At 65.5% G+C, this 20145-nt stretch carries 16 protein-coding genes and 1 pseudogene; 9 read left to right on the forward strand and 8 right to left on the reverse strand.

Annotated features, from left to right (window positions below):
- Positions 1–53: 53 nt before the first annotated feature.
- A complete protein-coding gene (locus tag CI41S_RS38415) occupies positions 54–740 on the forward strand; it encodes a DJ-1/PfpI family protein (RefSeq protein ID WP_139864211.1) in 687 nt (228 codons plus the stop codon).
- A gap of 376 nt (positions 741–1116) precedes the next feature.
- Here the strand turns inward: CI41S_RS38415 and CI41S_RS38420 are convergent, their stop codons facing one another.
- A complete protein-coding gene (locus CI41S_RS38420; protein ID WP_139864212.1) occupies positions 1117–1527 on the reverse strand; it encodes an NADH:ubiquinone oxidoreductase subunit NDUFA12 in 411 nt (136 codons plus the stop codon).
- A gap of 267 nt (positions 1528–1794) precedes the next feature.
- On the opposite strand from CI41S_RS38420, the gene CI41S_RS38425 reads away from it, so the two are divergent.
- Positions 1795–2439, forward strand: coding sequence for a BA14K family protein (locus CI41S_RS38425; RefSeq protein WP_139864213.1), 645 nt, complete (start codon positions 1795–1797; stop codon positions 2437–2439).
- A gap of 51 nt (positions 2440–2490) precedes the next feature.
- On the opposite strand, the gene CI41S_RS38430 is transcribed toward CI41S_RS38425, so the two are convergent.
- Positions 2491–3390: a DMT family transporter gene (locus tag CI41S_RS38430; RefSeq protein ID WP_139864214.1), complete on the reverse strand. Its 900-nt coding sequence runs from the start codon at positions 3388–3390 to the stop codon at positions 2491–2493.
- Positions 3391–3568: 178 nt separating this feature from the next.
- Between CI41S_RS38430 and CI41S_RS38435 the strand changes: the two genes are divergently transcribed.
- From CI41S_RS38435 to CI41S_RS38445, 3 genes are all read left to right on the forward strand, one after another.
- The gene (locus CI41S_RS38435; protein WP_139484010.1) at positions 3569–3973 is read left to right on the forward strand and encodes a response regulator; all 405 of its coding nucleotides are present in this window, start codon (positions 3569–3571) and stop codon (positions 3971–3973) included.
- Between the two features lie 19 nt (positions 3974–3992).
- Positions 3993–6233, forward strand: coding sequence for a CHASE3 domain-containing protein (locus CI41S_RS38440; protein ID WP_139864215.1), 2241 nt, complete (start codon positions 3993–3995; stop codon positions 6231–6233).
- 632 nt (positions 6234–6865) lie between these two features.
- Positions 6866–8023 (forward strand): PcfJ domain-containing protein, encoded by a 1158-nt coding sequence (locus CI41S_RS38445; RefSeq protein WP_139864216.1) that lies wholly within the window; start codon positions 6866–6868, stop codon positions 8021–8023.
- Between the two features lie 42 nt (positions 8024–8065).
- Here CI41S_RS38445 and CI41S_RS38450 read toward each other — a convergent pair whose 3' ends face one another.
- Positions 8066–8959 carry a DMT family transporter gene (locus tag CI41S_RS38450; protein WP_139864217.1) on the reverse strand — a complete coding sequence of 298 codons (894 nt, stop codon included), beginning with the start codon at positions 8957–8959 and terminating at the stop codon, positions 8066–8068.
- Between the two features lie 801 nt (positions 8960–9760).
- Between CI41S_RS38450 and CI41S_RS38455 the strand changes: the two genes are divergently transcribed.
- Both CI41S_RS38455 and CI41S_RS38460 read left to right on the forward strand, forming a co-directional pair.
- A complete protein-coding gene (locus CI41S_RS38455) occupies positions 9761–13534 on the forward strand; it encodes a vitamin B12-dependent ribonucleotide reductase (RefSeq protein ID WP_139864218.1) in 3774 nt (1257 codons plus the stop codon).
- 331 nt (positions 13535–13865) lie between these two features.
- Positions 13866–14786 carry an outer membrane protein gene (locus CI41S_RS38460; RefSeq protein ID WP_139864219.1) on the forward strand — a complete coding sequence of 307 codons (921 nt, stop codon included), beginning with the start codon at positions 13866–13868 and terminating at the stop codon, positions 14784–14786.
- A gap of 166 nt (positions 14787–14952) precedes the next feature.
- Here the strand turns inward: CI41S_RS38460 and CI41S_RS38465 are convergent, their stop codons facing one another.
- From CI41S_RS38465 to CI41S_RS43920, 3 genes are all read right to left on the reverse strand, one after another.
- Positions 14953–15222, reverse strand: coding sequence for a DUF2312 domain-containing protein (locus CI41S_RS38465; RefSeq protein ID WP_139484019.1), 270 nt, complete (start codon positions 15220–15222; stop codon positions 14953–14955).
- Positions 15223–15332: 110 nt separating this feature from the next.
- A complete protein-coding gene (locus CI41S_RS38470; RefSeq protein ID WP_139864220.1) occupies positions 15333–16349 on the reverse strand; it encodes an acyl-CoA desaturase in 1017 nt (338 codons plus the stop codon).
- A 211-nt stretch (positions 16350–16560) separates the two neighbouring features.
- Entirely contained in the window at positions 16561–17148 is a 588-nt protein-coding gene (locus CI41S_RS43920; RefSeq protein WP_172628361.1) for an exopolysaccharide biosynthesis protein, read from the reverse strand.
- A 69-nt stretch (positions 17149–17217) separates the two neighbouring features.
- Here CI41S_RS43920 and CI41S_RS43925 point away from each other — a divergent pair, with 69 nt between their 5' ends.
- Entirely contained in the window at positions 17218–17748 is a 531-nt protein-coding gene (locus CI41S_RS43925; RefSeq protein ID WP_172628362.1) for a hypothetical protein, read from the forward strand.
- A gap of 15 nt (positions 17749–17763) precedes the next feature.
- On the opposite strand, the gene CI41S_RS38480 is transcribed toward CI41S_RS43925, so the two are convergent.
- Complete coding sequence (locus CI41S_RS38480) at positions 17764–18228, reverse strand: DUF6314 family protein (protein ID WP_139864222.1); 465 nt, start codon at positions 18226–18228, stop codon at positions 17764–17766.
- A gap of 241 nt (positions 18229–18469) precedes the next feature.
- Between CI41S_RS38480 and CI41S_RS38485 the strand changes: the two genes are divergently transcribed.
- On the forward strand, positions 18470–19459 hold the full coding sequence (locus tag CI41S_RS38485) for an LLM class flavin-dependent oxidoreductase (RefSeq protein WP_139864223.1): 990 nt from the start codon (positions 18470–18472) through the stop codon (positions 19457–19459).
- A 555-nt stretch (positions 19460–20014) separates the two neighbouring features.
- On the opposite strand, the pseudogene CI41S_RS44790 reads toward CI41S_RS38485, so the two are convergent.
- A pseudogene (locus CI41S_RS44790) lies at positions 20015–20145 on the reverse strand (IS110 family transposase); the annotation flags it as partial.

Below are 20145 nucleotides of genomic sequence, written 5' to 3' on the forward strand. Positions count from 1 at the left end.
CGGGAGGCCATCATGCCATTGATGCGCCGTCAAGCAATATTTGGAGGCTTCCGATGTCCACCGCCCTGCAGATTGGCCTGCTCGTGTTCCCGAAGGTGACGCAGCTCGACCTCACCGGTCCGCTGCAGGTGTTCTCCTCGGTTCCCGGCGCCAAGGTGCATCTGATCTGGAAACGCATCGAACCGGTTGCGACCGATTCCGTCATGGTGCTGACGCCGACCACGACCTTTGCCGACTGCCCGCAGCTCGACGTGATCTGCGTGCCCGGCGGGCTCGGCACCGACGACATGGTCGGCGACGAGGAGATGTTGGCCTTCCTGCGCAAGCAGGCCGCTGGCGCCAAATACGTCACCTCGGTGTGCACTGGATCGCTGGTGCTCGGCGCCGCCGGACTGCTCAAGGGATATCGCGCCACGACACATTGGAGCGCGATCGATTTCCTCGCCGGCTTCGGCGCAATCCCAACCAAGACGCGCGTCTGCGTCGACCGCAACCGCTTCACCGGCGGCGGCGTCACCGCGGGCATCGATTTTGCGCTGACGCTGGTGTCCGAGCTCGTCGACCGCAAGACCGCGGAAGCGATCCAGCTCAGGCTCGAATACAACCCGGCACCGCCGTTCAATGCGGGCTCACCCGACACCGCGCCGGCCGAGATCCTCGCTTCCATGAAGGAGCGGATCGCACCATCGCAGCTGCGGCGCACCGAGCTGATGGGCCACGCGGCGGCGCGGCTGGCTTGAGCCGCTGAGCCCACAACAGAAAAAGGCCGCCTGGTTGCCCGGGCGGCCTCTCCTGTCTCACGGTGGCTTCACATTAGCGGGCGATTTCAGGGCGTCTGCACCGGGGGCCTATGTCCCGGCCGCGTCCTACTCGGAAGCCGCTGCACATCGGGTCAGTCGCGATCTGGAGCCCGATCCGACGCGATGGTTTCCCATCTCCGTAAGATGGCTCTATTGAGCCGCGAGACCGCGCATCGCGCAAGCGGCAAGCAGCGCCCGCACCGCGCCTGTCCCCGCTGTTACCGTTGTCCACAGGCCGGCTGACGCTGTCACAGGAGTGCGTGCACTGCACGCGCGGCGCAACCCGCGCGCGTCACCGCACTCAGGGCGATAAAAGTTAGCTTCCCGGGGTCCAGGCCTGGTAGTCGCCGGTCGCCTTGGGCCGGCGGCCGCTGGCCAGCGTCGAGCCGGACGGGCGGTAGGCCTGCGCGGTGCCGGTCATGTTCGGCACATGCGGCTTCTGCCATTCCCGCGGCGAGTACTTCTGCTCGGTGGGCGGCACGTCGGTGGTGTGGTGAATCCAGCCGTGCCAGCCCGGCGGGATTCGCGACGCCTCGGCGTAACCGTTATAGACCACCCAGCGCCGCTCGAAATGCAGCGTCGGATCGACCTCGCCGCCCTTGGTGCGATAATAGCGATTGCCCTGCTCGTCCTCGCCGACCAGCTCGCCATAGCGCGAGGTCCACAATTGCGTGCCAAAGGTCTGGCTGTTCCACCAGGTGAAGAATTTCAGCAGGAATTGTTTCATGCGCGTCGGGCCACAGGTTCGGGGCAGTCGGGCTCTGATGCCACCTGAATCCGCAAATGTCCAGCCGCCGCCCGGGCGACTGCCGGCGTCGGCGAACCGGAGCTAGGTACCTCTGTTTGGCGACCAAATGACGCGGCTGCGGGCGCCTGCATTCACCCGCCATACATGTGCCGCTTGGCAAGCAAACATGACGCACAATCAGCGTGCGGCGCGGGAACGTCCAACCCCAGAAATGGTTAGACATGACCCGTCTTGATGGAGTCGAAAATGGTCAATCTGAAGGTTTTGAGCACTGCTGCGGCGCTGGCGCTTGCGCTGCCGTTGGTGGTGCCGACTGGGTCGTTCGCGCAGGCACCCCAGGGTCGAGCTGGCGCCGGTGGCGGTGGTGGCGCCGGGGTCCGCGCCGGCGGCGGTGCGATGGGTGGTGGAATGAATGTTGGCGGCGGCGGAATGCGCGGCGGCATGGCCGTCGGCGGTGGCGGCGGGATGCGTAGCGGCATGGCTGTCGGCGGTGCCGGCCCGCGCGTCGCTGCCCCAAGCGCCGCTGCCCCAGGCGTCGCTGCTGGCCCGCGGGTCGGCGACGGCGGCAACTGGAGCGGCGGCGGCGGTCGCTGGGCCGGTGGCGGCGGACGCTGGCACGGTGGTGGCTATCATCGCCATGGCGGCGGGTTCTGGCCCGGCGCGGTGGTCGGCGGCGTGATCGGCGCCGGGGTCGCCTCGGGCGCGTATTATGGCTATGGCCCGGGCTATTACGACGACAGCTACGGCTACTACGATGACGACAGCGCACCTGTCGCCGTGGAAACCGTTCCGAGCGGCGATGCGAGCTACTGCGCGCAGCGCTACAAGTCCTATGATCCGGCCTCGGGCACCTATCTCGGCTATGACGGCCTGCGGCACCCCTGCCCGTAATCCCGGAACTTCTTGCTTCAAAAGGGCGGCCAACGTGCCGCCCTTTTTGGTTTATGCACGCAGCGCAATGGCGACCGCGACGAGCGTCACCGCCAGCGCGGCGAGGTCGCTCGCGCTGAGCGGCTCGCGCAGCATGGCGGCCGCGCCGAGCACGCCGACGACAGGCACCAGCAGCGTTCCGATCGACGCGGTCGCCGCCGGCAACCGCTCGAGTGCCGCGAACCAGCAGACGTAGCACAGGCAGAACTGGATCAGCGTCATGTAGAGCATCGACGCCCAGCCGAGCGACGACAGCGCGGCCAGCTGAGGCTGTTCGATCGCAACACCGATGATTGCGATCGGCACGCAGCCGATCGCAAGCTGCCAGGCCGCGAGCGACAATGGCGGCATCGCCGCCAGCTTGAAGTGCTTGGTCAGCACCGTGCCGAGCCCGACACAGATCGCGCCCGCAAGCGCGAACAGAATGCCCGGCAACTTGCCGAGACTGGCGTCGAGACCACCGCCGCCGAGCAGCGCCGCGATGCCAGCGAGCGCCACCGCAAGCGCGAGCGCACGCGTGAGCGACACCCGTTCGCCGAGCAGCGGCCAGGCGACCAGTGCGACCCACACCGGGATCGAAATCCCGAGCACCGCGGCCTCGCTGGCGCGGAGCCAGATCAGCGCCAGCCCCATGCATGCGACCCAGCCGCCGATCGCCAGCGTCGACACCAGCGCAAGCCGCGGCCAGATGCCGGGCGGCACGCGCAGCGTCTGTCCGCGAGCGAGCGCCGCAAGACCGAGCCCGATCGCGCCGGTCACGCCGCACAGCCCGCGCGACGACAGCGGCGGCCATTCCGTGAGCAGGAACTTCATGATCGGAAAGTTGAGACCCCAGCCGATCGAGGCCACGACGAGGAACAGGAGGCCGAGCGGTGACATCGGGGCGCGGCGGGCGGCGGGAACTGCGGTCATTGGCCTGTCGTGAAGAGGATGGACAAATAGCGGTGATGTGTCAGAGCTAGCTGGAAATCTGCTTGTCAGCGAACAGCATATGCATTCTATGATACAGACTTTCTGTCTCGGTTCCGCCTTAATTGCCTAGTGGCCAAGCGAGTCGCCGGCACGCAAGGCCGTACAAAGAGGATGCATCGTGCCGCGCGTTCTCGTGGTCGACGACGACCCGATGGTGTGTGTTGCCATTGAGGTCTGTCTGCAGCGCCAGGGCTTTGAGGTCACCGTCGCCGACGGCGGTGAATCAGGCATGCGCGCGCTCGACAATGACATCTTCGATGTCATGCTGGTGGATGTCTTCATGCCGCATATGCGCGGCTTCGAGGCGATCCGCGTCTTCCACGAACGCGCCCCCGATATTCCGGTCATTGCGATGTCGGGCTACGCTTTCGCCAATGCCGACCGCGCGCCGGATTTCCTGCGGATGACGATCGAGCTCGGTGCATCCGCCTGCCTGCGCAAGCCGTTCACGCCGCAGGCGCTGATTGCGGCGGTCAACGAGTGCATCGCGAAGTCCGCACCATCCGCTCGTCTTTCGAAGTAATTTCCCTTACCAATCGGCTATGGCTTCCCAGCGTCTCATCCTCGGCAGTGGCCTTGCGATCCTCCTCATCATCAGCGCGGCGTCGATCGGGCTCGACGTCAAGTCGCGCAGCGAGGTCGAATCGGTCGACCGCACGCTCAGCATCCTGAAGCGGATTTCGGACGCGCGGCCGCTGCCGCGCGGCGTCGAGAGCGCGGCGCGCGCATTCGCGCTGACCGGCGATCCGTCCTTTGCCGACGAATTCCGCGACCAGAGCGCCGCCCTCACCACGGCTGTCGACGGCCTGCTTGCGGCGGTGAAGAGCGCGCCCGGCGAGGCGGAGCTGCTGTCCGGCGTCAAGGCGCAGGCCGACCGCGGCGTTGCGCTCGGCGCCGAGCTGATCCAGTTGCGCAACAACGGCGACACCGCCGGCGCGTCGGCCCTGATCTCGGCCGGCGAGAGCCGCACGGTGATGGACAACGTCGCCGCGGCGCTCGAGCGTCTGGTCACCGAAGAGCGCCGGCAGCTCGGCATCCGCACCGCGCAGTCGAAGGCCAACGGCCGCATGCTGCTCGCCATCGACCTCGCCGGCGTCATCCTGATCCTGGTGCTTGCGATCGTGCTGACGGTGGCGGCCCGCCGCTCCCGCCGCGTCCTGCAGGACTCGCTGAGCGCGACCCAGGCCGCCAACCTCTCGCTCGAGGCCAAGGTGGCCGAGCGCACCAAGGACCTCGCCGCCGCGCTGGAGGAGGTCCGCCGCTCCACCTCGGTGATGGAGACCACCTTCCGCAGCATGGCGGAAGCGGTGCTGGTGATCGACACCGCCGGCAGCGTGCTGCTGTCCAACCCGGCCGCCGAGAAGATGCTGCGCTACAAGCCGGGCATGTCGGTGGTGCAGTTGCGCGCGATGAGCAACGTGTTCCACGCCGACGGCGTGGCGCCGATGCAGGTCGAGGAAATGCCGTCGGCGCGGGCGTTGCGCGGCGAGGAATTCGACGGCCTGGAATTCGTCGCCCGCCCGGTGCGCGGCGCGCCGCAGATCCACCTCGTGGTGTCGGGCCGGCCGCTGCGCGACGCCGAGGGCAGCATCGCCGGCGCGGCGCTGATCTATCACGACATCACCGCCTCGCGCGAAACCGAGCACCAGCTGCAGCAGGCGCAGAAGCTCGACGCCATCGGCAAGCTGACCGGCGGCGTCGCGCATGACTTCAACAACATGCTCACGGTGATCACCGGCACCGCCGACACGCTGGTCGACGGCCTGCAAGACCAGCCACAGCTTGCCAGGACCGCCGAGCTGATCGACCGCGCCGCCGAGCGTTGCCGCGAGCTGATCCAGCACCTGCTCGCCTTCGCCCGCCGCCAGCCGCTGGAGCCGACCGTCGTCGACATCAACGGCACCGTGGTCGACATCGCAAAGCTGCTGCGCCCGACGCTCGGCGAGCAGATCGAGATCAATTCGGTGCTCGCGCCCGATGTCGCCGCGGTCCACATCGATCCGTCGCAGCTGTCGAACTCGCTGCTCAACATGGCGATCAACGCCCGCGACGCGATGCCGAACGGCGGCAAGCTCTTGTTCGAGACCAGCAACGTCGTGCTCGACGAGGCCTATGCCGAAACCAATCCCGACATCACGCCGGGCCGCTACGTCCTGATCGCGGTCAGCGACACCGGCACCGGCATGTCGCAGGCGGTGCAGGACAAGGTGTTCGACCCGTTCTTCACCACCAAGGAGGTCGGCAAGGGCTCCGGCCTCGGCATGAGCATGGTCTACGGCTTCGTCAAGCAGTCCGGCGGCCACATCAAGATCTACAGCGAGCAGGATCACGGCACCACGATCAAGCTCTATTTGCCGCCGGCCCGCGGCGAGGTGGCCGCGCCCGCGCCGGCACCGGCGCCGGCGCCGCGCGGCAGCGAGGTCATCCTGGTGGTGGAGGACGATCCGCTGGTGCGCAACTACGTCACCGCGCAGCTCGCGAGCCTCGGCTACAAGACCGTCGCCGTGCCCGATGGCCGCGCCGCGCTGGCGCTGGTCGACAAGGGCGAGACGTTCGACCTGCTGTTCACCGACGTCATCATGCCCGGCGGCCTCAACGGCCGGCAGCTCGCCGACGAGGTCAAGAAGCGCCGGCCCGGCACCAAGGTGCTCTACACCTCGGGCTACACCGAGAACGCGATTGTGCATCACGGCCGCCTCGACGAGGGCGTGCTGCTGCTGACCAAGCCCTACCGCAAGGCCCAGCTCGCCACCATGCTGCAGCAGGCGCTCGGCCACGGCTGATGCGAGGCCGGCGCGGCCTCCTTCCCTCCCCGCAGGACGGCGCGGCCAATATGTGAAAAACAACCCCATGCAAAGTAGCCTGCGGCCGCTTCAGCGGTATTATTCTACTATTCCGAAGCCACGCCGTAGCCCGGATGAGCGAAGCGATATCCGGGGCAGTCTCTCGTGTGGCCGGCACCGTTCCCGGATGTCGCGTCGCTCATCCGGGCTAAGCAGCGCTTCCCTTCACCTCTCCCCGCTTGCGGGGAGAGGTCGGATCGCCCTTGCGATCCGGGTGAGGGGGTACAGGTCTCACGACAGGCGCAACGCGCGGAGAGAGCCCCTCACCCCGGCCCTCTCAGCGCGACGCAGCTCGTCGCCCCCCGTAAGAGCGGCGAGAGGGAGAAGAGCCGCGGCGACGATGGCACAATGCCGGTGATGCGTCGGCGCTACACCCTGACATGATCGAAGGCGGGCAGCTTGCGCCGATCCATGATCGGATGTAGAAGCCTCGTCCTTTCAACCTAGGCGTTTGCCCCCAAGCGTTCAACTGATGAGGAGACCAGCCGTGAGACCGCAACCGAGATCGACACATTCCGTGCCGACGCTCGCAGTGCGTCCGGCTGACAGTCATCCAATCGTGTTGAACGACAATGGCACATTCATTAATCCAGCGTCGGCAGGAGGCCGAGCGCGCGCGGGCTGAAGCCTATGCGCGCTCGCTGCGGCATGTGTCGCAGCGTACGCGCCCTCCCCCGGACTTCGAGAAGGCGATCGACGAGGTCAAGCGCGGCTTCGCGGCAGACGTCCTGCGTGACGCCTCCGCGTGGAAGCCGAAGCTGAAGACCCGCGATGCCGCGCGTCTGCGCGTTGCCGCAGCCCGCTATCTGTTCGCGCGCTACCCCGTTGCGGAGCATCTGGAGCAGATCTGGATCGACTGCACCGGGCTCGGCGCCGACGAGATCGCGTTGCGCAAGCGCTGGTACATCGTGGCGGCTGGTGGCGGCTCGCTTCATAAGGCGGGTGCAGGCGCATGGCTGTCGCGCAAGGAGATCCATGCGTTCCTCAATCCGCCGAGCGGCCTCGGCTTCGAGGAGGCGATCTGGCACGCGATCGCCCGCTCCTACACGGACGATCCCAGCCTCGCGCTGCGGATCGCTCGCTCGGGAATCGCAGCGACACCGCGTGCGCAGCTTGGCTTCTGGCGTGAGGTGGCGCGCTTCTTCTGCGTGCATCCGACCACGATCGAGGAGATGGGCGACATCAGCGATTACCTCGCCCATCGCCATCGGCGTGACCGGACGTTCAGCCTGAAGGGACGAACGCTGGCTTCGCTCGGGCGCCAGATGCGCGCGTGGCATCGCGAGCTCGCGACCATCGCGCGGATCGAAGCCGCGCGCCGTCGTGTCGAAGCGGCGCGGAACCGGGCGCTTGGCTTGTCGGCGGGGCCCAGCAACAGCTGGCCGGGTGCGCCGATTGCGGACTGGTCCTGGAGCCCGTCGTGCAAGGTTGGCGGCAAGCGCGGCGAGTTCGTGGTGATCCAGCTGCGCACCGCGGTCGATCTGGTCGCCGAGACGCAGGCCATGCGCCACTGCGTCGCGAGCTACGCGGCGAAGTGCATTGCCGGGCACGCATCGATCTGGTCGCTGCGCCACCGTTCGGCGGGCACAGCCGAACGGATGTTGACCATCGAACTCGATGGTCGCTTCCGGGCGGTCCAGGTGCGCGGATTTGCCAACCGCGCGCCGTGTGCGGAGGAGCGCAAGGTGCTGGAGCGATGGGCCCGCGCGCGTGGAGTTGCAATCCCGTAACAGCGGTCATGGCCGGGCTCGTCCCGGCCATGATCGTTTGCGCTACCGCGTCGCCAGCGCGACGCCGGCGAGGGTGAACAGCAGTGCGGCGATCTGGGTCGGGCCGAGCGGCTCATGCAGCGCGACCGCCGACGCCACGACGCCGATCACCGGCACCGCCATGGTGCCGATCACGGCCACCGAGGCGGGCAGGCGCGCGAGCGCGGCGAACCACGCGACATAGGCGATGCAGAACTGCACCACGGTCGAATAGACCAGGAGCCACCAGCCGATCGTGGTGACGCGGTCCCAATGCGTGGTCTCGACGAGAAGACCCACGATCGTGATCGGCACGCAGCCGAGCCCGATCTGCCAGGCCGCGGCCGGGATCGGCGGCAGCAGCACCGGATATTTCTTCGCCAGCACGGTGCCAAGCGCAAAGCCGAACGCGCCGCCGAGCGCCATGATGATGCCGGGCAGCTTCTCCTGGCTCGCGGAAATGCCGTTGCCACCCATGATCGCGGCAAGCCCCGCGAACGCCATCACCAGCGCGATGGTCCGCAGCAGCGTCGGCCGCTCGCCGAGCACCGGCAAGGCCAGCAGCGAGGCCCACACCGGCATGGTGTAGGCGATCAGCGCCGCCTCGCTCGCCGACAGCCACAGCAGCGCCAGCCCCATCAGCACCATCCAGCCGGTGACGTTGAGCAACGCATACAGCACCAGCCGCGGCCACAGCCGCCGCTCGACGACAAGGCTCTGCGCGCGGACCAGCGCGAGCAGCGCCAGCACCGCGGCGCCGATCACGCCGGTGGTGCCGCGCAAGGTCAGCGGCGGCAGCTCGCCGATCAGGAATTTGGTGGCGGGCCAGTTGAAGCCCCAGCCCACCGAGGTGATGGCGAGGAACATCAGGCCGGCCGGCGCCATGCGCGGTCGCGCAGTCGGTTTCGAATCTGTCATGGGACCCGGCAGGGAGGTGAGTCGGCGGCAGCTTGCCCCCGATTTTGTCGCCCAGCCATCATGGCGCCGACATGCCTGACCCGTAGTTTGCCCGTAGGCCTACGTGAGTCCCCGGAACGCAATCCTTCACGGGGAAAAATTCCTTGGCCTGTGAACAGCGGGGCGAAGACGTGATCCACAGCCAGCCGACAATTTTTTGGCTTGGGAATCCCTGAGGACTCACTGATACTTGGCCCGATCACAGGCGCGGCACCGCCCCCTGTTATCCCCCAATCTCCACCATATTTAGTGTTTGATTCAGAAACTCGTACTAGTCCTTGACGGGCGTGACGGACTTGGCCTAGCTTCGAGCCTGTTCGGCGCGAGTGTGTTTGGGTCCCGCCGGTCGCTCCCACAAGGGTTCCAAAATGACCACTCCGCCAGGCCTCTTGGCCGCGGGTTGAGGGCGTGTCTGCCCTGATTTTGGACCATGTCCGGGGCGCCAAACGGGCCGAAACAGGCCCGGATCAGAGGCCGGAAACCGGCCCGAAAAGCGTATCGCGTGACGTGTCGCGTGGAGCGTTGGGGCGTTGAATGCATGACCCGGGAAGACCCGACATCGGTCGGATCGGCTTGAGGGGCGTGCCGCCGCAGGACCGGCCAAAGGCCGGACCCGCCTGCGACGAGAGAAACAGGCCGGATCCACCGGCTGAGCTGCGAATGACGGGAGGCGTGGAAATGCGTGTTCCTGATTTCGCAAGGGATAATCATTCCGGCACCGCAAACATGTGGGCCGGTCAGAAGAAGTGACGGGGCTCGACCATGCGAATCGAACGACGCAACACCACCAGCGGACAATCACCCTACGCCGGGATCAATTTCCGGCTGACCACATCCGAAATCCGCAATCCCGACGGTTCCGTCGTGTTCCGGGCCGAGAATGTCGAAGTGCCGGAGTTCTGGTCGCAGGTCGCCTCCGACGTGCTGGCGCAGAAGTATTTTCGTAAGGCCGGCGTCGCCGCGCGCCTGAAGAAGGTCGAGGAAGAGACCGTGCCGTCCTGGCTGTGGCGCTCGGTGCCCGACACCGAGGCGCTGGCCACCCTGCCCGAGAACGAGCGCATCGTCGGCGAGACCAGCGCCAAGCAGGTGTTCGATCGCCTCGCCGGCTGCTGGACCTATTGGGGCTGGAAGGGCGGCTACTTCTCGAGCGAAGAAGACGCCCTCGCCTTCTTCGACGAGCTGCGCTTCCAGCTGGCAAAACAGATGGTCGCGCCGAACTCGCCGCAGTGGTTCAACACCGGGCTGCATTGGGCCTACGGCGTCGACGGCCCGGGCCAGGGCCACTATTACGTCGACTGGAAGACCGGCAAGCTGACGAAATCGAAGTCAGCCTATGAGCATCCGCAGCCGCATGCCTGCTTCATCCAGGGCGTCGGCGACGACCTCGTCAACGAGGGCGGCATCATGGACCTCTGGGTGCGCGAGGCGCGCCTGTTCAAATACGGCTCCGGCACCGGCTCCAACTTCTCCAGCCTGCGCGGCGAAGGCGAAAGGCTCTCCGGCGGCGGCCGCTCAAGCGGCCTGATGAGCTTCCTGAAGATCGGCGACCGCGCCGCGGGCGCGATCAAGTCCGGGGGCACCACCCGCCGCGCCGCCAAGATGGTCGTGGTCGACGTCGATCACCCCGACATCGAGACCTATATCGACTGGAAGGTGAAGGAGGAGCAGAAGGTCGCGGCGCTGGTCACCGGCTCCAAGATCAACCAGAAGCACCTCAAGGCCGTGATGAAGGCCTGCGTGAACTGCGAAGGCAGCGGCGACGACTGCTTCGACGCCGAGAAGAACCCTGCCCTGCGCCGCGAGATCAAGCTGGCGCGCCGCAACCTCGTGCCCGACAACTACATCAAGCGCGTCATTCAGTTCGCCAAGCAGGGCTACAAGGACATCTCGTTCGACACCTACGACACCGACTGGGATTCGGAGGCGTACCTGACCGTCTCCGGCCAGAACTCCAACAACTCGGTGTCGCTGAAGGACGATTTTCTGCGCGCGGTGGAGACCGACGGCGACTGGAATCTGAACGCCCGCACCTCGAAGAAGGTGACGAAGACGCTGAAGGCGCGCGACCTCTGGGAGAAGATCGGCTACGCCGCCTGGGCGAGCGCCGATCCCGGCCTGCACTTCAACACCACGATGAACGACTGGCACACCTGCAAGGCGTCCGGCGACATCCGCGCCTCCAATCCGTGCTCGGAATACATGTTCCTGGACGACACGGCGTGCAACCTCGCCTCGGCCAATTTGCTGACGTTCTACAACACGACGACAAAACGCTTCGACGTCGAGTCCTACGAGCACCTCTGCCGGCTCTGGACCATCGTGCTGGAAATCTCCGTCATGATGGCCCAGTTCCCGTCGAAGGCGATCGCTGAACTCTCCTACGAGTTCCGCACCCTCGGCCTCGGCTTTGCCAACATCGGCGGCCTCCTGATGACCATGGGCCTGCCCTATGACAGCAAGGAAGGCCGCTCGCTGTGCGGCGCGCTGACCGCCGTGATGACCGGCATCGCCTACAAGACCTCGGCGGAGATGGCCGCCGAGCTCGGCACCTTCCCCGGCTACAAGAAGAACGCCGCGCACATGCTGCGCGTGATCCGCAACCACCGCCGCGCCGCCCATGGCAACGCCGGTGGCTACGAGGCACTCTCGGTCAACCCGGTGCCGCTCGATCACGCCTCCTGCCCGCAGGCCGACATCGTCACCCACGCCGTGCACGCCTGGGACGACGCGCTGGCGCTCGGCGAGCAGAATGGCTATCGCAACGCCCAGACCACGGTGGTGGCGCCGACCGGCACCATTGGCCTCGTCATGGATTGCGACACCACCGGCATCGAGCCTGATTTCGCGCTGGTGAAATTCAAGAAGCTCGCCGGCGGCGGCTACTTCAAGATCATCAACCAGGCGGTGCCGGCCGCGCTGCGCGCGCTCGGCTATCGCGAGAGCGAGATCGCGGAGATCGAGGCCTACGCCGTCGGCCACGGCTCGCTGTCGAATGCCCCCGGCATCAACGCCTCGACCCTGAAGGCAAAAGGCTTCACCGATGAGGCCATTGCCAAGGTGGAGAAGGCGCTGCCGACCGCGTTCGACATCAAGTTCGCCTTCAACAAGTGGACCTTTGGCGAAGACTTCATCCGCGACCAGCTCGGCATCGGCTCCGAGGCGATCGCGGCCCCTGGCTTCGACCTGCTCGCTGCGGTGGGCTTCACCAAGCGCGAGATCGAGGCGGCCAACGTGCACATCTGCGGCGCGATGACGGTGGAAGGCGCTCCGCACCTGAAGGCCGAGCACTACCCCGTTTTCGATTGCGCCAACCCCTGCGGCAAAATTGGAAAACGCTATCTGTCGGTCGAGAGCCACATAAGGATGATGGCGGCCTCGCAGCCGTTCATCTCGGGCGCGATCTCGAAAACCATCAACATGCCGAACGACGCCACGGTGGAGGACTGCAAGTCCGCCTACCTGTTGTCGTGGAAGCTGGCGCTGAAGGCCAACGCGCTCTACCGCGACGGCTCGAAGCTGAGCCAGCCGCTGAACTCGCAGCTCATCGCCGACGATGAGGACGAGGACGATGCGGTCGAGGCGCTCTACGAGAAGCCGATGGCGGCGCGCGCCGCCCAGGTTTCCGAGAAGATCGTCGAGAAGCTGGTCGAGCGCATCGTTGTGATGCGCGAGCGCGAGAAGATGCCTGACCGACGCAAGGGCTACACCCAGAAGGCGGTGGTCGGCGGCCACAAGGTCTATCTCCGTACCGGCGAATATGACGACGGCCGGCTCGGCGAGATCTTCATCGACATGCACAAGGAAGGCGCGGCGCTGCGCTCCTTCATCAACAACTTTGCTATCGCGGTCTCGCTGGGTCTGCAGTACGGCGTGCCGCTGGAGGAGTATGTCGACGCCTTCACCTTCACCCGCTTCGAGCCCGCAGGTCCCGTGCAGGGCAACGACTCGATCAAGTACGCGACCTCGATCCTCGACTACGTCTTCCGCGAGCTCGCGGTCAGCTACATGAGCCGCTTCGACCTGGCCCATGTCGATCCGAACGAGAGTGGCTTCGACGCGCTCGGCAAGGGCGTCGAGGAAGGCAAGGAGCCGGACGAGGCCCCGACCCAGCAGGCGACGAAGTATCTGTCGAAGGGCCTGACCCGTTCGCGCACCGACAACCTCGTCATCATGCGCGGCGGCTCCGCCGCGGTCAGCGCGAACTCGGACGCCGCCCCCGCCGGCGGCAACCGCGTGACGTCCCTGGCCTCGCACGGCACAAATGCCCGCGGCGTCTCCGACACCGTCGAAGGCGCGGTTGCCTTAAAGCAGGAAGTCAGCCACGACCTCTCGCCCACGGAAAAGCTCGAGGCCATGAAGTGGAGCAAGCCCGGCACCGCAGCCGCCGTCGCCCCGAGCAAGGCCGAGCGCCGCGCCGAAGCGAAGGCCAAGGGCTATGAGGGCGAGATGTGCTCGGAGTGCGGCAACTTCACGCTGGTGCGGAATGGGACGTGCATGAAGTGCGATACGTGTGGAAGCACGACGGGGTGTTCGTGAGGTAACACTTGTCGCGCTGTCCGATTTGCAAACAAACCCAAAGGCCGCTCGAACGAGCGGCCTTTAACATAGGCAGACAACGACATGGGAAGCGCTCATCCGAGAGACTGCGACTGTACAGCTTGTAGTCAGGAGAATCGTAAGTGACGAAGCTTTTGCTCATTGCGAACTTCTCCCCCCAACTCGACAGCCTGGGCCCGAGGCGACGTTGCTACGGGGCAACACTGGTCGGAAATCCAGCAATTGCCGCTTCGTGGCAAGGTTCGGAATTGCAATCGTCGCGAGGGGCAACGAGGATTGGTTGGAACGGTCGACCGTCATAGGTGGTCAAATGAGCAACCGTGTTATTTCCATTGTCTGCGGAAGTGTTTTAATCGTCGCAACAAGCGCGACTGTCTTTGCCGCTGACATGGCCGTCAAGGCTCTGCCGTCGGCGCCGCCGCCTGCGATGCGGGATTGGTCCGGGTTCTATATCGGTGCAGGCGGCAGCTATAACTGGACTCATTTCGACCAATCGCTGCAGGGCGTATCCGGCCTCATCAGTGTATTTGATGCGGGGGTGCTCACCGCCCAAGGGCAAGAGGGTGGTCCCTTTTTCGACTTCAACCGAAACAAATCCGGTTTCGCCCCCGATGTTCAGTTCGGCTATATGCATCCGTTTGCCGGCGGCGACTGGGTGGCTGGGCTCAAGTTCAATTACAAATACGCAAACATCGACTCGAAGCAGAACGTGATCATTCCGCAGAATGGGACCGGCACCGTCGTCAGCGGACCGAACGCCGGAATCTCCGGACCCATCACCGGGTTCCTGGCGATCAGCCCAGCGGAAATCAATCTCCGGCATCAGCTTTCGCTGATCGGCACCATCGGCCGGGCATTCGGCAACGTTACGTTATACGCCGGTGGCGGACCGGCGCTGTTTGGCGTGGAGTCCAATTTCATCAATGGGATTCCGTTTGCCACCCAGTCGTTGAGAGGAACGTTCGCCACCAGCCTGCCGATCACCGTATTTAATCAGAATTGGGTGTGGGGCGGCGCGGCGCAAATCGGTACGACCTATTCCTTTGCCGGCGGCTGGTTCCTGGATTTTGGCTACACCTATGCGCGTTCCGCGAACTTCACCATCTCCAACACGGTCACCGTATTCAACCAGAACGGGACGTTGTCGACCTCCGGGTCTGCCGTCTTGAACGCCCAGGAGCGGGTCACCAACCAGTCCGTGACGCTGACCCTCAATTATCAATTCCATTGATCTGACTGACGGGCGATATTGCCGATGCACCTCGCGTACATCGGATCAAGCGTAGCGTAGGGCGGATTAGCCGAAGGCGTAATCCGCCACTACTTCCGAGTCCAACCGGCGGGTTACGCTCCGCTAACCCGCCCTACTTGCTCATGCGGGCTGCTGGCTCGAAGCCTCACGCGGCTTTCGCAGCCTTCTCCTCCGGCGCGGTCTCCATGGCGCGCATGTAGAGGTCGAGCAGGCTTTCCCGCTCGTCGCGCTCGTCCTGATCCTGCTTGCGGAGCTTGATGATCTCCTTGAGGATTTTGACGTCGAAGCCCTCGCCCTTGGCTTCCGAAAACACTTCCTTCTTCTGCTCGTTCAGTTCCTGCAGTTCGCCGTCGATGTTCTCGATCCGCTCGACGAAGGCACGAATTTTTCCGCCGGGAATGGTGATGTCAGACATGGGACCTCTTTGCTGAATGCGCGGTGAAAATGAAAGCAAAGAGATGACCAATGTCTTAAGCGAGGCGGCAATCAGCATGCCGCCTGCGAGGCACGAGCGCGCGTGCCAATCTACCTGACGCTGGACGCGTCAAGGTCCTCGGCGACGACGTCGATCGGGTTCGGGCTGGTGGCAGCACCAGCGGCAGATACCGGGCTGAGGAAAATGTCGTGCACGAGTCCTAATTTGCCGAGCCCCAGGATGATCAGGCCGTTGATGTCGATCTCGTACCAGGCGTGCGACAGATAGGCGTCGCGCGGAAAGCGGTGATGGTTGTTGTGCAGGCCTTCGCCGAAGGTGAGGAACGTGGTCACCAGCTCGTTGGTGGTGCCGTCATTGAGCTCATAGCGGCGGTAGCCGTAGCGGCCGTCGCTGTGGCAGACCGAGTTCACCAGCGAGGTGGCCATGGTCATGAGGTAGCTGCGCAACAGGCCGGAGAACAGGACGCAGCCGATCATCGTGTGCACGCCGCCGAACGCGTAGCCGATGGCGCCCGGGATCAGCACCGCCGACGCTGCGACCCAGTACCAGCGCGTCCTGGTGAAGAACATCGCGATCGGGTCGGCCAGGATGTCCTTGGCGTAGACTTCGGGATCGGTGGTCTGTTTGTCCCACACCCAGCCGCCCTGCGCATGCAACATCCCCTTGAGGAAGCTGACATGCTGGTTGCCGGCGCCGTCATAGTAAGGGCTGTGGACATCACCGGGCTTGTCGGCGTGCAGATGGTGCCGGCGATGATTGGAGACCCATTTGAGGATCGAACCCTGCACCGCCATCGTCGCGATCATCGCGCACAGCGTCCGCATCACCGGACCGCAGCGAAAACTGCGGTGGACGAAGTAGCGATGCATGAAGCCGATGCCGACCGTGCTCAGCGCGAACGTGCCGAGGAAGACCGAAATCTCCACCCAGCCGAGGCCTTGCGTGAAGGCCCAGATCAGCGCCGCGATCGAACCCGTGACCATGATGACAAACGCGATCCGGGAATCGAGGAACTTGGCGTCGACCAGCGGGCCTTCGACAACCACGCCCCGTGGCATTGTCCGGTCCGCACCCTGCTCCGGCGCCACGCCCTCACCTGCGGTCATTCCAGCGGCCCATTCACGAAAAATTAACCCTTGTGCAGCGCACCGTACAGCCATGGGTTGTTCCAGGCAAGGACTTCAGGGGAGCGCGGAGCTGGACCTGCTCGAAGAGGTTAACGCGCGAGATTCGCGTTGCGCAATTTCAATGCTTTGCAGATGCGTTGCGGAACCCGGCGCCGACTTCGTCGCACGCTTGCGGCGATGCGGCCGCGCTTCAGTGTGCCATCCACTCCGTCACCGCGCTGACCGACGCCCACAGCGTGAAGCCGAGCCCGAGCAGGCAGAGCAGCGCGGCCGCCATCGCAACCGCGAGCAAGAGACCGTCCTCCTGCAAATAGGCGACCGCGATCAGCACCACCACCATGCCCGGAATGACGTTGACCAGCGGCAGCGGCCAGCCGGCCGAAAACGCCAGCAGAAAGACGACGAGGCCGACGAGGCGATCGATCACGTCGTGACGGGCATCCCACCGCGGCCGGCTGATGCGCTCGATCGCCTGCAGCATCGGGCTGACCGCGATGGTGAATCGCTTGAAGCGCTTGAAGTCGAACTGCCGCTTGGAGATGACGCGCGGAAACGACGGCGCCCTGCGGCCGAGCATCATCTCGACCGCCGGGAACAGCAGCGCCAGCGTCGCGATGGTCGCGATGCCGGGGATGATCACCAAGAGGCCGAGCAACAGCAGGAGAAGCCCGAACGAACGCTTGTCGAGATTGCCGAGAAGCCATTCGAGGTCGACGGGACCGTCAGGCGCTTTCGCAACGAGGTCGGCCAGGATTTGGGAGGTTTGCGGCGGCGCCAAGGGGTCTCCGGACGAAGGGCATGCCAGCCCCGATTTGCAACGCCCGCCAAGGCGGACTACGAAAGGTTGATGAACAGCGATTCCGATCAGGCGTGGCACAGCGCCGCGCCGTCCAGCTCCATTACCGCCACCCGCCGCCGCTGGCCATGGCTTCTCCTGATCGTGATCCTGATGGTCGCGGGCGCGGGCGGCGTCTACGCCTGGCCGCAGATCGAGCCGCTGGTTCCCGCCTTGAGCAACTCGTTCTCCGGCGAAAAGGTGGCCGCAGCCGACAAGGAGGCGCTGCCGGACCTGCTCGCCGCCCATCAGAAGGTCGAGGATGATTTGGCCGCGCTCGGCAAATCGGTCGCCGCGCAGCAGGAGCAGTTGAAGAGCGTCGCCGACCAACTGGCCGCGCTGACCGCGAAGGTCGACGCGCTGGAGCGCCCCGCTCCGCCTCCCGCACCAGCGCCGCCGCCGGCCGTGGCTGAAGCGCCAGCTGCTGCGCCGGCGCCACATGTCGCTCCGAAGCCGAGACGCCCGTCGGTTCGCGCGCCGAAGCCGTCGGGCCCGATCTCGGTCGGCGGCGCGCCGCTCAATGCGGCCGCAGGCGGCCGTTAAGCCGCGAGTCGATGCTCATCGCGCAAACATCGTCGATAGCAAATAGCTTTTCTTCGGTCCCGACACCTCGTGCTCGATCGTAAATCGTCCATCCGGCAAGAACGCGTAGCGGCTGCGATAGAGATCGGCGGCGCAGAGGTGGGACGCTTGTCCGGTCAGCGTGCCGTTTGCGAGCGTCAGCTTCACCTCGTGAAACAGCCGCAGCGGGGTTTCGGCGAAATAGACGGCGAAGCCGGCTGCTCTTGCCGCGAACACGTATTTGCGCTCGGCCTTGAACTCCTGCGCATCGAGCCTGACGCGTCCGCGCTCGTGGTAGGCGAGGTTTCCGTCAGCGCCGTCGCTGAACGTGGCGGTGCCCTGCATCCAGCCGCGGCCGTCGAGACGGCGCAGCAGCTTCCACTCGCCCCTCAGGCAGGCAAAGACGTCGCCCGGCGATCGCCACGCGCTGACGACGGCCGCCTGAGGTCCGTCAGCGATCATGGCCACACCGCGATCGCATAGGGGCTCATCTCTCTCCGCTTGGCTCACTGCCTCGACCGCGCCGTGGTGGCACACATGCCGGCGGCGGTCCATGGCCTTGTCGCAGCAGCGGATTGACCCGCATCGGCAGCATATCCATATGGGACGGGCCGACCGGCCAAACCTGCCGCTTCGGATCAGCCTGGACACAGCCGACGATCGCTGGCGGGGTCCTTCATGCACTCTTCGTTCAGGAGTTTTCGTGGCGGCACTGTCCATTCTCGATCTCGTCCGCGTCACCCAGGAGACCGATGCGCGGGGCGCGCTGTACAATGCGCGCGATGTCGCGGTTCATGCCGAGGCCTGGGGTTATCGCCGCATCTGGGTGGCGGAGCACCACAACATGGCGGGCATCGCCAGCGCCGCGACGTCGGTGGTGATCGGGCATATCGCGGCGGGGACCAAGACGATCCGGGTCGGCGCCGGCGGCATCATGCTGCCGAACCACGCGCCCTATGTGATTGCCGAGCAGTTCGGCACGCTGGCGCGGCTGTTTCCGGATCGGATCGACCTCGGGCTCGGCCGCGCGCCGGGCACGGATCAGCTGACGCTGCGGGCGCTCCGCCGCACGCCGGAGGCCGCCGAGAATTTTCCGCAGGACGTGCTCGAGGTGCAGGCCTTTCTGGCGGAGGCCGGGCCCAACCAGCGCATCCAGGCGGTGCCGGCCGCCGGCACCGACGTGCCGCTGTGGATTTTGGGATCGAGCAATTTTGGCGCGATGCTGGCCGGCGAGCTCGGCCTGCCCTACGCCTTCGCCTCGCACTTTGCCCCTGAACTGCTGATCCAGGCGCTGCAGATTTACCGTGCGCGTTTCAAGCCGTCGGAGCAGCTCGACCGCCCCTACACCATGGTCGGCGTCAACATCATCGCCGCCGAGACCGACGCCGAGGCGCGGCGCCTCGCGACGACGCAGCAGATGTCGTTCACCAACATCTTTCGCGGCGCGCGCGGCCTGAGCCAGCCGCCGATCGACGACATCGAGACCTACTGGTCGCCGTCGGAAAAAGTGCAGGCGATGCGGATGCTGGCCCGCTCGATCATCGGCTCGCCCGAGACGGTGCGCGCCGGCATCGACGCACTGGTCGCCGAGACCGGCGCCGACGAGCTGATGATCGTGTCGGACGTCTACGATCACCAGAAGCGGCTGCGCTCGTTCGAGCTGATCGCGCAGGCCGGCGGCATTACGCCCTGACCCGGGCAGAACCGTAGCCCGGATGAGCGAAGCGACATCCGGGACATCACTCCCCGTATATCGCTTCGCTCATGCGGGCTTGTATGAGGGTGTGATTGTCAAGAGGCGTGATCGATCAGGGCATGCTTTTGCCTCAGTCGTTGGTGTTGGGCGCGAAGCGCTCCTGATGGTTCTTCCGTCCCGATGGTTGGCGGTTGCGCCGGGTCGGAGCCGCGGTCAAGGCTGGCCGAAGGCCACCGCCGAAGGCGGCGCGAAGCGGCCTTGACGGCGGCGAGCCCGGCGCGAGGCTTTCTGCTCGGGACGTGTCGGTGCGCGTTGTGAGTGTGCCGGCGTGATTTCCAGAACTGGGCCGTGAAGCTTTATGCGGCAACCACCGCATCAACTTGTATCCGGTCGGGTGTGATGACCCCAACCCTAATCTTTCATTCACGTGTGAAGGTGAGGCCCAGAAGCGACGGGACCCATCTACAAAAGCGGAATCCGAAGACCCATACCCGCGTTCGGTCACACGTCTGTCCTGGATCGCGTCGGCCGTCATTGGCGCACCGGCGTTGGTTAGAGGCTCGGGCGCATCACGGCGCCACTCGGCACGAGGCCAGTCTCCAGATAGCGCCAAAGCGCCACCATCAGCTTGCGCGCCAGCGCCACGATGGCAATCTTGCGGATGCGACCCTTGATCTTGCCGA

This window comes from Bradyrhizobium ivorense, assembly GCF_900696085.1.
GTDB classification, from domain to species: Bacteria; Pseudomonadota; Alphaproteobacteria; order Rhizobiales; family Xanthobacteraceae; genus Bradyrhizobium; species Bradyrhizobium ivorense.